The sequence below is a fragment of the Nocardia sp. NPDC050710 genome, assembly GCF_040654375.1.
GTDB lineage: Bacteria > Actinomycetota > Actinomycetes > Mycobacteriales > Mycobacteriaceae > Nocardia.
Genome location: NZ_JBFAHV010000011.1, coordinates 1 through 12,757, shown reverse-complemented (window position 1 = coordinate 12,757; position 12,757 = coordinate 1). Strand labels below are relative to the sequence as shown.

The 12,757-nt window shown below is 67.0% G+C and carries 10 protein-coding genes; 5 read left to right on the top strand and 5 right to left on the bottom strand.

The annotated features are described in order from the left end of the window. The first annotated feature begins 126 nt into the window (after nucleotides 1-126). The 5 genes from AB0H61_RS20035 to phoU all read left to right on the top strand — a co-directional run bounded on the left by AB0H61_RS20035 (nucleotide 127) and on the right by phoU (nucleotide 6,942). Complete coding sequence (locus tag AB0H61_RS20035; protein WP_357306545.1) at nucleotides 127-1,695, top strand: NAD(P)/FAD-dependent oxidoreductase; 1,569 nt, start codon at nucleotides 127-129, stop codon at nucleotides 1,693-1,695. 76 nt (nucleotides 1,696-1,771) lie between these two features. Then, complete coding sequence (locus AB0H61_RS20030) at nucleotides 1,772-2,548, top strand: GntR family transcriptional regulator (protein ID WP_357306543.1); 777 nt, start codon at nucleotides 1,772-1,774, stop codon at nucleotides 2,546-2,548. An 88-nt stretch (nucleotides 2,549-2,636) separates the two neighbouring features. After that, nucleotides 2,637-3,764 carry a tRNA dihydrouridine synthase DusB gene (gene dusB / locus AB0H61_RS20025; protein WP_357306896.1) on the top strand — a complete coding sequence of 376 codons (1,128 nt, stop codon included), beginning with the start codon at nucleotides 2,637-2,639 and terminating at the stop codon, nucleotides 3,762-3,764. Nucleotides 3,765-4,071: 307 nt separating this feature from the next. After that, nucleotides 4,072-6,168 carry an LCP family protein gene (locus AB0H61_RS20020; RefSeq protein WP_357306540.1) on the top strand — a complete coding sequence of 699 codons (2,097 nt, stop codon included), beginning with the start codon at nucleotides 4,072-4,074 and terminating at the stop codon, nucleotides 6,166-6,168. A gap of 111 nt (nucleotides 6,169-6,279) precedes the next feature. Further along, nucleotides 6,280-6,942, top strand: coding sequence for a phosphate signaling complex protein PhoU (gene phoU, locus AB0H61_RS20015; RefSeq protein WP_357306537.1), 663 nt, complete (start codon nucleotides 6,280-6,282; stop codon nucleotides 6,940-6,942). Nucleotides 6,943-7,122: 180 nt separating this feature from the next. Here the strand turns inward: phoU and pstB are convergent, their stop codons facing one another. The 5 genes from pstB to mshD form a co-directional block, all read right to left on the bottom strand. After that, nucleotides 7,123-7,899, bottom strand: a complete 777-nt coding sequence (gene pstB / locus AB0H61_RS20010; protein ID WP_357306535.1) for a phosphate ABC transporter ATP-binding protein PstB — start codon at nucleotides 7,897-7,899, stop codon at nucleotides 7,123-7,125. A gap of 18 nt (nucleotides 7,900-7,917) precedes the next feature. After that, on the bottom strand, nucleotides 7,918-8,823 hold the full coding sequence (gene pstA / locus AB0H61_RS20005; protein ID WP_357306532.1) for a phosphate ABC transporter permease PstA: 906 nt from the start codon (nucleotides 8,821-8,823) through the stop codon (nucleotides 7,918-7,920). Next, a complete protein-coding gene (pstC, locus tag AB0H61_RS20000; protein WP_357306894.1) occupies nucleotides 8,823-9,728 on the bottom strand; it encodes a phosphate ABC transporter permease subunit PstC in 906 nt (301 codons plus the stop codon). The genes pstA and pstC overlap by 1 nt, the downstream gene beginning before the upstream one ends. Before the next feature lie 187 nt (nucleotides 9,729-9,915). Then, on the bottom strand, nucleotides 9,916-11,028 hold the full coding sequence (gene pstS, locus AB0H61_RS19995) for a phosphate ABC transporter substrate-binding protein PstS (protein WP_357306530.1): 1,113 nt from the start codon (nucleotides 11,026-11,028) through the stop codon (nucleotides 9,916-9,918). 292 nt (nucleotides 11,029-11,320) lie between these two features. Next, complete coding sequence (mshD, locus tag AB0H61_RS19990; RefSeq protein ID WP_357306527.1) at nucleotides 11,321-12,229, bottom strand: mycothiol synthase; 909 nt, start codon at nucleotides 12,227-12,229, stop codon at nucleotides 11,321-11,323. Nucleotides 12,230-12,757 lie beyond the last annotated feature (528 nt).

The following is a 12,757-nucleotide window of genomic DNA, read 5'->3' as shown; positions in this document are numbered from 1 at the left end:
GGCTATCGACCGCCCGGCCACCTCGGCCTTCTCCGCTCCGAGTGACGCTTGAAACTGTCCCAGACGCTGACTACTGTGTAACACAGCATAGACAACGGCAACGGAGCCGTGTCGGAGGAGTCGCAAATGTCCATCACCCCCGAATTCCAGGTCGCCGTGATCGGCGCCGGACCGGGCGGCCTCGCGGCCGGTGTGAAGCTGAAGCAGGCGGGCCTGGACGATTTCGTCATCATCGAGCGGGCCGGCGATGTGGGCGGCAGCTGGCACGAGAACCACTACCCGGGTCTCGGCGTGGACATTCCGGCCATCGCCTACCAGTACTCGTTCGCCCGCAATTCCCGGTGGAGCCGATTCTTCCCGTACGGCGCCGAGGTGAAGGAGTATCACCGGGAGGTGGCCCGGCGCTTCGGGCTGTATCCGCACGTGCGGTTCGACACCACGATCGCGCGCGAGGAGTGGGACGACATCGGCGAATACTGGAAGCTGATCACCGATACCGGTTCGGTGATCACCGCGCGCTTCCTGATCAGCGCGGTCGGTGCGTTCGTCCGGCCGAAGCAGGACGCGGGCATCCCCGGCTGGGAGTCCTTCGCGGGCAAGATCCAGCGTCCCTCGGATTGGGACCACGATTACGACCTGACCGGCAAGAAGGTCGGCATCATCGGCACCGGTGCGAGCGCGGTGCAGATCGTGCCGTCGATCGCGCCGGAGGTCGGTGAGCTCACGGTCTTCCAGCGCACCCCGGTCTGGTCGATCCCGAAGCCGGACTTCGTGATTCCGAAGGCGGGCCAGCGCGTTCTCGCCGTTCCCGGGCTCCAGGCCGCCGTGCACGGCGCGGTACTGGTCGGGGTCGATCTGGTATTGCGCGCGGCCATCTCGGTGCCGATGACGGTGGTGCGCCCGACACTGGCCCATTTCGACCGGTGGACCATCAAGGGCTACCGCACATTCCTGGGCGCGGTGGTGCACGACCCGGCGACGGCGGACAAGCTGGCCCCGAACTTCGGGGTCGTCGCCAAACGCCCGACCATGTCCAACAGCTACCTGCAGGCCTACAACCGCGACAACGTCACCCTGATCACCGAACCGATCACCCGGATCACCGCCGACGGCATCGAGACCGGCGACGGCGTCGAGCACCGGTTCGACATGATCGTGCTGGCCACGGGTTATGAGGTCTTCTCCGATCCGGAGACCTACCGCCCCGGTACCGTCGTCGGCCGCGACGGCTTCGACCTCGGCACGTTCTACACCGAGCACGGCATGCAGGCCTACGAAAGCGTTTCCGTGCCCGGTCTGCCGAATCGCTGGACGCTGGTGGGCCCCTACTCGTGGACCGGCAGCGGCTGGCATGCCTTCGTCGAGATGACCGCCGATCACGCGGTGCGTGCGATCAAGGAGGGAACCCGGCGCGGCGCCACCGTGGTCGAGGTGCGGCAGTCGGCGCATGACGCCTATCACCGCAAGGTGTTCCGGCGCGCGGAGGCGGTGCGGTACTACTTCAACGAACTCAACGGCCACGTCCCGACCTACTACCGGAACTCGCAGGGCGACAGCACCTACATCCGGCCGTCCGGATTCTTCGAGGCCCGGCGCGGCAATCGCCGGTTCCCGTTGGACCACTACCGCTTCCAGACCCCGCGACCACGGGTCGCGGCCGAACGCGCGGATACGCGGCTTGCCTCCGGCACCTAGGTCCGCCGCGGCCATCCGCCGGACGCCCGGCACCGCCGACGTGTCGGGGCCGGGCGCCATCCGGGAGAATCCGGCCGTGGCCAAACCGACGGTCGTCGACGAGATCACCGAGCAGCTCGCCTGCCGCATCGCGGCGGGCGACTACCTGCCCGGTGACCTGCTGCCATCGGTACGTCAGGTCGCCGCCGAATTCGGCGCGAGCACGCCGATCGCCAACAGCGCGCTGGGCAGGCTCGCGGCACTCGGCTTCGCCGAACCTCGCCGCGGCCTCGGGTACACCGTCCGCGATATCCGGCTCTACGGCGGCATCGACACCTGGCGGTTCGTCTTCCGGTTCGCGCACCGTATTCCGAACCGGGCGACCGAGATCTTCGCCGACATCATCGATGTCGATCACATGCTGGTCGTGCAGGCCATCCGCACCCTCGCGGCCGACCCGCGAAGCTACGACACGACGCAGTCCGGGCAGGCGCTCGACCGGTTCGAACTGCTGGTCGACGAGGGGGCCGAACTCGCCGAGATCATGTCCGCCGAGCTGCACCTGCTGCGATGCCTGTTCTCGGCTCTCGGCCATCCGGGATTCCTCAGCCTGTTCAATACCGTCGGCGAGGTGCTGATCGCCGTTCCCGAAGCGGGACAGGCCGTTTACGGGCCGATCGAACCCGAGGGACATCTGGCCCTCGCCCGCCGCCTGCACACGCTCTGGCAGTCGGGGACCGAACTCGCGGCGCCGGAACTCGACGGGCTGGAGATGCTGCTGCGCACCTACCACGATCAGGTCGTCGAAACCTTCCGCGAGCTGATCCGCCGATCCGCGGTGTCGGAGGAGGGCGTCCGGGCCCCGACCGGTTGACCCGGCGCAGCGCCGGTAGCTCACCGTGGCAGCGGTCACACCGTGCCCGGATGAGAGACTGGTGGGCGTGACGATGACTGCCGAGGCGATGACCACGCTGCGGATCGGGCCGTATCCGGTCGATCCGCCGGTCGTGCTCGCGCCGATGGCGGGCATCACCAATCTGGCGTTCCGCAAGCTGTGCCGCGAGTTCGGCAGTTCCACCTCGATCTATGTCTGTGAGATGATCACCGCGCGGGCCGTGGTGGAGCGCAACGAGAAGACGCTGCACATGATGTCCTTCGATGCCGACGAGCACCCCCGCTCCATGCAGCTCTACGGCGTCGACCCGGCCACCCTCGGCGAGGCGGTGCGCATCATCGTCGGCGAGGGCTGGGCCGATCACATCGACCTCAATCTGGGCTGCCCGGTGCCGAAGGTCACCCGGCTCGGTGGCGGCGCCGCGCTGCCGTACAAGCGCGCGCTGTTCCGACAGATCGTGCAGGCCATGGTCGGCGCCGCCGAACCGGCCGGTGTTCCGGTGACGCTGAAGTTCCGCATCGGCATCGACGACGACCACCTCACCTACCTCGACGCCGGACGCATTGCCGAGGGCGAGGGCGCCAAGGCCGTGGCATTGCATGCCCGCACCGCCGCCCAGCGCTACTCCGGCGAGGCCGACTGGACGGCCATCGCACGCCTCAAGGAGGCCGTACAGACCATTCCCGTGCTCGGCAACGGCGATATCTTCTCCGCCGCCGACGCGGTCCGCATGATGGACGAAACCGGTTGCGACGGCGTCGTGGTCGGCCGTGGCTGCCTGGGCCGCCCGTGGCTGTTCGGCGAACTGCAGGCGGCGCTGCGCGGCGAGCCGCTGCCCGAGGCGCCGAATCTGGGCCGGGTCGGCGAGGTGCTGTACCGGCATGCCGTGCTGCTGTCCGAGCATCTCGGCCAGGAGAAGGCGATGCGCGATCTGCGCAAGCATATGGCCTGGTATCTGATGGGCTTCCCGGTCGGCGCGGATCTGCGCCGCGCCTTCGCCACCATCTCCAGCCTGACCGAATTGCAGGATCTGATCGGACGGCTCGATCCGCACGCCCCGTTCCCGAAGGATGCCGAGGGACCGCGCGGGCGGCAGGGTTCACCGGGCAAGGTCGCCCTGCCGCACGGCTGGCTCGACGACCCGGACGACACCGCGGTGCCCACCGCCGCCGACGTCATGCACAGCGGCGGCTGAGCCGCGTCGCGTTAGCCTCGCCACATCCGACTTCGTTAAATGTCCATGTCTGCGATCCACCTCGGGTATCCACTCGATCCGATCCTGGCAAACTCGTGTGCGCGGCGATTCATCAGGACCGCCGTTCAGGGCCGTCAGATCGCTAATATTCAGCTACCGAAAACCAGCGGGCTTCAAACAGCATTGCGGCGTACTCGATTTCGCACTGGGCTGGCTCGTCGTGGCGGAATCGTTATCATTGGCGAAATCGGTCATGCCGGTCGGATCCGGCACAGACGACGGCGAAGACGAAAAGCGAGGTTCGTTGGTGGGTGACGATCGGCACGGGCAATCGCCACGGCCCGGAGGTCGCGCCCCGTGGGAGCGCTATCCCACGGCGGACCACACCGAACGAGACGGCTCCCACGGAGCCCGGCGGTCGCGGCATACCGACGCCGCCGCGGACTCCGGCTCCGCACCGCTGACGGTGCAGGATCTCGTCGAGAAGGTCGACAACGAGCGCGGCGGACGCAGACGCAGGGCCCAGGACAGCTCGGCGCCCACCCGCGCCGCCGAAGCCGCCCCGCGTGCTCCCGAAGCGAGCCGCGCACCCGGTCCGGCACCGGTCCGTCCGGCGCCCGCCGCCAGACAGCGGCCCGCCGACACCACCCAGGCCCGCCGGAGCGGCCCGCGCCCGGCCACCGGCTCCGTCGTCGTCGATGACATCGCGGGTAAGTCGACCGCAGCGCGGCCCGCCAAACGTCCGGCCGCCGCGGAGCCACCCGAAGCCATCACCGACGTACTGCCGCCGGTCGGCCGCCCACCCGAGCCCAAGCGCCCCGCAAAGGCCCGCACAAGCGCCAAGAGCGCCGCCGCGCCCAAGCCGGTCGGTAATCCCCCGCTGTCCAGGCTCGCCGCGGGCAGGCAGCGCCGCAACCGCAGGCTCAAGACCGCGGGCCGGATCGCCCTCGCGTTCGTCGCGGTGCTGGTGCTGATGATCACCGGCGGCGGCTGGAGCTATCTGCGCTCCACCAACAACGCCTTCACCCAGATCTCCGCGCTCGACGACAACCCACAGGACGTCGTCGATTCGAACGCACAGCTCGGTGACGAGAACTTCCTCATCGTCGGCACCGACACCCGGGCGGGCGTGAACGGCCAGATGGGTGCGGGCACGCTCGATGACGCCGAGGGCGCGCGCGCGGACACCGTGATGCTGGTGCACATCCCGAAGAACCGGAAACGGGTTGTCGCGGTCTCCTTCCCACGCGACCTGGATGTCACTCGGCCGCAATGCAACGGTTGGGACAACGACAAGGGCGAGTACACGAAGGAGATCTGGCCCTCGGCCATCGGCGACAAGCTCAACGCCGTCTACGCGCTGGCCGGACCGAAATGCCTGGTGAACGTCATCCGGAAGATGACCGGTCTGACCATCGGCCACTTCATCGGCATCGACTTCGCCGGCTTCGAGGCCATGGTCGACCAGGTCGACGGCGTCGAGGTCTGCGCCCCCAAGCCCATCGTCGACGGCATTCTCGGCACCGTGCTGGAGAAAGCGGGCAAGCAGCGGGTCAATGGCGAGACCGCACTGAACTATGTGCGCGCCCGCCACGTCTACGGCGAGGAACGCAGCGACTACGACCGGATCAACCGTCAGCAGCGCTTCATGTCGTCGCTGCTGCGCGGGGCCATGTCCAGCAAGGTGCTCTTCGATCCGGGCAAGCTGAACGGCTTCATCAGCGAGTTCACCAAGCACACGTGGGTCGACAACGTCACCTCCACCGATCTGCTCAACCTCGGGCGTTCCCTGCAGAAGGTCGATGCCGGAGCGGTCACCTTCCTCACCATCCCCACCGCGGGCACCACCTCCTACGGCAACGAGATCCCCCGCGAATCCGACATCAAGGCCATCTTCAGCGCGGTGCGCGACGACCGGCCGCTGCCCGGTGAGAAACCGCTTGCCGCGGATCCGACGACATCACCCTCGGCGGCGCCGGAGCGGCCGAAGGTGATCGCGGTCGATCCCAACAACATCTCGGTGCTGGTCTCGAACGGCTCCGGAAAGCCTGGCGCGGCGAATTCCACGGCCAACAAGCTGGGCAACCAGGGCTTCCACATCTACAGTGCCGTCAATTACTCACAGGGCGAATCGGCGACCACGAAGGTCAGGTACGCGACCGGGCACGAGGCCGAGGCCGCCACCGTCGCCACCTCGATTCCCGGGGCCTACCTGGAATCCGACAGCGAACTCGGCAGCATCATCGAGGTCGTGCTCGGCAAGGACTACCAGGGCACCGTCCGCACCCCGACCCCGGTCGGCGATCCGATCACCGATATCCCCACCGCACCGGCCAGTGCGGTACAGGCCGCGCTGCCCTCCGACCTCGAGTCTGTCAACGCCGCCGACGAGACCTGCAAGTAGGAACACGTAAGCGGCAGCCTCAGCTGCGATAACGGGTCACGCTGACCGTCGAGACCACAATTCACCCTCCGTTGGTGACTTGGTCAGCGCTGGGAACTAGTGTCTGTTTTCATGCGTGTCATCTACAACGAGCAAATGGCCGACCTTGCGCACCTGCTGGGCGAGATGGCCGGCCTCGCGGGTACGGCCATGGAACGGGCCACCCAGTCGCTGCTCCAGGCCGATCTCACCATGGCGGAGTCGGTGATCAGCGAGAACGACCGGATCGCCGAAATGATCACCGATGCCGAGGAGAAGGCGTTCGCGCTGCTCGCGCTGCAGGCGCCGGTGGCGGGCGATCTGCGACAGGTGGTGGCCGCCATCCAGATCGTCCAGGACGTGAATCGGATGGGCGCGCTGGCGCTGCATGTGGCCAAGGTGACCCGCAGACGCCACCCCAATCACGCGCTGCCCGAGTCGGTCAACGGCTACTTCGCGGAGATGGGCCGCATCGCGGTGAATATGGGCGCGGGCGCCAAGGAGGTGCTCGACACCCGCGATCCGGAGCGCGCCGCCCAACTCAACGAGGACGACGAGGCGATGGACGATCTGCATCGCCACCTGTTCTCACTCCTGATGGACCGGGATTGGAAGTACGGCGTCGCCGCCGCCGTGGACGTGACGCTGCTCGGCCGCTACTACGAGCGCTTCGCCGACCACGCCGTGGAGATCGGCCGCCGGGTGATCTTCCTCGTCACCGGTGTGCTGCCGCCGGACCCCGACGCGGAAAACTAGGAGTTCACCCCCCACCAGCAGACACGCACCGCCCCGGAATCCCGGGGCGGCTTCGCCATATCGTCACCCGCGATCGGACGACCCGGGATACCAAGAAGGCCTGCGCACAATGCGCAGGCCTTCGTATTGCCGGTCGAGGCACCGCCGACCGGCATAAGTCGCGGAGAGGCGGAGGAGCCTTTATCCGAAGCGGCCGGAGATGTAGTCCTCGGTCGCCTTCTGGCCCGGGTTGGAGAAGATCTTCTCGGTATCGTCGATCTCGATCAGCTTGCCCGGCTTGCCCTGGGCCTCCAGGTTGAAGAATCCGGTCTGGTCGCTCACGCGCGCGGCCTGCTGCATGTTGTGCGTGACGATGACGATGGTGAATTCCTTCTTCAGCTCGGTGATCAGATCCTCGATCGCCAGGGTGGAGATCGGGTCCAGCGCCGAACAGGGCTCGTCCATCAGCAGTACGTCGGGCGAGACCGCGATGGCACGCGCGATGCACAGACGCTGCTGCTGACCACCCGAGAGTCCGCCACCCGGCTTGTCCAGGCGGTCCTTCACCTCGTTCCAGAGGTTCGCGCCGCGCAGCGAGCGCTCGGCGACCTCGTCGAGCTCCTTCTTGTTGCGCACGCCCTGCAACTTCAGCCCGGCCACCACATTGTCGCGAATCGACATGGTGGGGAACGGGTTCGGGCGCTGGAACACCATACCGATGGTGCGGCGCACACCCACCGGGTCGATGGCCGCCCCGTAGATGTCCTCACCGTCCAGCAGCACCGCACCCTCGACGCGGGCATTCGGGGTCACCTCGTGCATGCGGTTGAGCGACCGCAACACGGTGGACTTACCGCAACCCGAGGGGCCGATGAAGGCCGTCACGCTGCGCGGCAATACGGTCAGCGCGACATCGGCGACGGCGTGGAACTTGCCGTAGTAGATGTTCAGGTCTTTGACGTCGATCCGCTTGGCCATCTGAGTATCCGTTCGCTTCTATCGGTTCCGCGTGAGCAGCTTATTGACGACCGCCGCCGCCACATACAGCAGCGCGATGAGCAGGATCAGCGTCAGCGCCGCACCCCACACTCGCTCCCGGCCTGCGGGTTCCGGGTTGGCCAGCTCCTGGTAGATCAGCAGCGGCAGCGAGGCCATATTGCCGTCGAACAGGTTGGTGTTGATCGACTTGGCGTAGCCGACCAGCACCAGCACCGGCGCCGTCTCACCCATGACGCGGGCGAGGGAGAGCAGGATGCCGCTGATCATGCCGGGAGCCGCGGTCGGGACCACGATCTTGACGATGGTCTTCCACTTCGGAATACCCAGCGCATAGGAGGCCTCGCGCAACTCGTCCGGGACGAGTTTGAGCATTTCCTCGGTGCTGCGCACCACCACCGGCAACATCAACAGCACCATGGCCAGCGAGACCGCGAAGGCGCTCTGCGGGAAACCGAAGGTGGCGATCCAGAGCGCGAAGATGAACAGCGCCGCGACGATGGACGGCACACCCGCGAGGATGTCGACCATGAACGTGGTGACCTTGGCCAACCGCCCGCGGCCGTACTCGACCAGGTAGATGGCCGCCATGACGCCGAGCGGTACCGCGATGACAGCGGCCACTGTCGTCTGCACGATGGTGCCGTAGATCGCGTGGTACACGCCGCCGCCGCTCTGGTCGGGCAGGATGCCCTTCTGCGACTTCTGCCACCAGTCCAGCGAGGCGATCGCGCTGATGCCCTTGGTGACCACCATCCACAGCACCCACACCAGCGGGATGAGTGCGATTGTGAAGCACAGTGTGACGACGCCGGTCGCGATGTTGTTCCTGATCCGGCGGCCCGCGCTGACATGGCGGAAGGTGGGCGCCTTGACCGGCTTGTCGAGTGTCGTCGTGGTGGCCATTACTGGTTAACCTTTCCGCCGGCCGCGAGCCGTGCCAGCGCATTGACGACGAAGGTCAGCGCGAACAGCACGAAGCCCGCCGCGATGTAGGCGCCCGTCGGCAGCGGGGAACTGAATTCCGAAGCCGCCGAGGCGATCTTGGAGGCGAAGGTGTAACCGCCGTCGAACAGCGACCAGTGGCCCGCCTGTGCGGAGGTGCGCAGCACGACCAATACCGCGATGGTCTCACCGAGTGCGCGACCGAGACCGAGCATCGACCCGGCGATCACGCCGCTGCGACCGTAGGGCAGCACAGTCATGCGCACCACCTCCCACTTGGTGGCGCCCAGTGCCTGGGCGGCCTCGATGTGGGTGACCGGGGTCAGATTGAAGACCTCGCGGGAGACCGAGGTGATGATCGGCAGGATCATGACGGCGAGTACCACACCCGCGGTGAAGATGGTGCCGCCACCGCCGATGGACACATTGCCCTCGTCGAAGAGGAAGAACCAGCCGAGGTGGTCGTTCAAGAATGTCTGCACCGGCCCCAGCTCGGGTGCGAGAACCAGGAAGCCCCACAGACCGAACACGATGGACGGCACGGCCGCCAGCAGATCGACCAGCATGGCGAACGGGCGGGCCAACGCGGTCGGCGCGTAGTGGGTCAAGAAAAGTGCGATGCCCACGCCGATGGGCACCGCGATCACCAGCGCGAAAATCGAGCTCAGCACCGTGACCATGAACAGGTCCTTGATGCCGAAGCGCAGATCGTCGGCATTGGTGGTTTTGAACTCGGTGCTGGTGAAGAAGTTGACTTCGTCGGCCCTGAGCGAAGGGATCGCGCGAATCAATAGGAACAGAGCGATCAGCGCGATGGCGGCGACGATGATCGCACCCGCGGCAGTGGCGAGAGATCGGAAGATCATCTCGGCCCGCTGGCTGTGTGGCCGACGTGCCGCACCCGGTGTCTCCTCGGCGGGAGCTCCCTTCGTGAGGGTCACGTCGCTATTCGGTTCGCTCGACATATCCGCAGTATCTCCAGCCGCCCGCGGGCCCGTCGAATTCGACGAGCCCGGGGCGGTCACCTCAGGGTGCACGGTCATGGTAGTGCGATCAGGAGATGGCGTTGATCGCGCTGGTCAGGCGGGTCTTGAACTGCTCGGGGATCGGGATGTAGCCGTTCTCCTCGAGACCCTTCTGGCCGTTGGTGGTGGCCGAGGTCAGGAAGGCCTTGACCGCCTTGGCGGTGTCGGCGTCGCTGTACTTCGAGCACACGATCTCGTAGGTGGCCAGCATGATCGGGTAGGAACCCGCCACGGTCGGCTTGTAGAACGAGGAGGTGTCGAGGACCAGGTCGTTGCCCTCGCCCTTGATCTTCACACCGTCGATGGCCTTGCCCGCGGACTGAACCGACAGCTTGACCGGATCCTTGCTCGCCGAGGTGATGATCTGCGCGACCGACAGGTTCTGCGACTTGGCGAACGACCACTCGTTGTAGGTGATCGAGTTCTTGGTGCTCTTGATGGCGGCCGAGGTGCCCTCGTTACCCTTCGCACCCTCACCGACGCCGCCGTTGAAGGTCTTGCCCGCGCCCTTGCCCCAGGCGCCGTCGGAGGCGGCATCCAGGTAGAGCTGGAAGTTGTCGGTGGTGCCCGACTCGTCGGAACGGAAGATCACGGCGATCTTGTCCGAGGGCAGCTTGGCGTTCGGGTTCAGCGCCTTGATCTCCGGGGCATCCCAGGTGGCGACGGTGCCGTTGAAGACCTTGGCGGCGGTCGGGCCGTCGAGCACGAGGTCGGTGACGCCGTCGATGTTGTAGGTGATGGCGATCGGGCCGAAGACGGTCGGCAGGTTCCACGCCGGTGCGCCGCAGCGCTCCTGGGCCTTGGCCGGCTCTTCCTTCTTCGAGCTCAGCGGCGAGTCGGAGCCACCGAAATCGGTCTGGCCGCCGATGAATTCGTTGACGCCCGCGCCCGAACCGCTCGAGGTGTAGTTGAGGGTGTAGCCGTCGCAGTTCGCCTCGTAGGCGGCGATGAAGCGCTCCATGGCGTTCTTCTGCGCGGTCGCGCCGCTGGCCTTGAGGGCCTTCTTGCCACCGCAGGCGACGCTGGCGTTGGCAGCGTTGCTGGTGTCAGTGCTCGTGTTGTCGTCACTGCCACAGGCGGCGAGCGGCATGGCGACGGCCGCCAGCACACCGACGAGGGCGCTGCTGCGCTTGAAGTTCACTATTCCTCCGGGAATCGCATCCGACTCGCCCGGTCCCTCACCGGCCCGGGCGGGTGTTGTGGTGCCGTTCGCGAGGAACTTGCGCACCAGGCAGCAGCTGCGCTGCCCATATGTAACGTAAAGTCGCCCGGTTGACAGTTGGACCAAGCTGGGTGAACGGAAAATGAACAGGCTGGCGCTATTGCGTCCGGTATGTGTGACATTTGCCCTAGTTTTACTGGAACACCCCGAACGGACATCCGAGCGCTACCCGTCGTTCCGGCGAACGCGGGAACTCCGCCTCACCGATCCATCATGCGGGAGCCGCGTAGGCGATGTCTATGTGGGCGGGTTCGAAGCCGAGCCGGGTGTAGGTGCGCACGGCCGCGGAGTTGTCGGCCTCCGTATAAAGGAGCACCGTGCCGAGTCCGCGCTCACGCAGGTAGTGCAATCCGGCCAGCGTGAGCAGTCGGCCGAGGCCGCGCCCCTGTGCGGCCGGGTCGATGGCGACCACATAAACCTCACCAAGCGGCGGATTCTCCTCGTGATGGACCTTGGTCCAATGGAACCCGAGGACGCGTTCGGGAGCGTTGGCGGCGACGGCGAGGAACAGCCCCTTCGGATCGAACCAGGATTCGTCGCGCCGCACCTCGATATCGCGTTCGGTCCAGCCGCCCTGCTCGGGATGCCACGCGAATGCGGCACCGTTCACGCGCAGCAGTTCGGCATCATCGGAAGGGCCCGCGTAGGTGCGGAGCACGATCGCCTCCGGCACCGCGAGCTCGGGTAGCTCCAGCATTGCCAGCGGGCGACGCATTTGCCAGAGTTCGCGAGCGGTCCGCAATCCGAGCCGGGCCGCGACGGCCTTGGCCGCGGGCCGGTTACCGTGCGCCCAGACGCGCGCACCGGGCCCACCGGCCGATACCGCGGCCGATACCAACCACATCCCGATGCCGTGACCTCGGGCGGGCGGATCGACCGCGATCTCGGCCATGGCCGGGTGGTCACCGTGCGCGGCGACGAGATTGGCGTAGCCGGTGATCACCCCGTCGTGTTCGGCTAGCAGATGACGGGCCGAACCGGGCTCGGTCAGCGACAGCACCGCCTGCTCGGAGACGGGTGCGACACCGTCTGCCGCGGTCGCACGCTCCAATAGATCTCGCACCGCGGCCGCCGCATCGGCGTCGAGCTGATCGGTCCATTGCGATGCCGCGTCGGTCATCGGCCGTGCCCCTCTCCTGTATCGGCGCCACCCGTTCCCGAGGCGGACGCGTGGTACCTGGGTTCCCGTCTCACAGCGTTCCATCGGCCCGCGGCATTCCACGCCGGTACCGGTCGACCCGCCCCATCCGACCCGCACGGAGCGAGTCTTACGAGCGACCCGTTCGCGGCCGTCTCGCTGCCGAAGCGCACCCGACACAGTCGCAAGTCCGACCGCCCAACCGCAAGACACACAGACCGCGAACCCCATGCGCAACCGTCCGCACCAACCCAGCCCCGCACGGAGCGAGTCTTACGAACGACCCGTTCGCGGCCGTCTCGCTGCCGAGCGGCCGAAGCGCACCCGACACAGTCGCAAGTCCGACCGCCCAACCGCAAGACACACAGGCCGCGAACCCCATGCGCAACCGTCCGCGCCAACCCAGCCCCGCACGGAGCGAGTCTTACGAGCGACCCGTTCGCGGCCGTCTCGCTGCCGAGCGGCCGAAGCGCACGCGACGAAGTCGCCAGTCTCGGCCGCTCGGCAGCG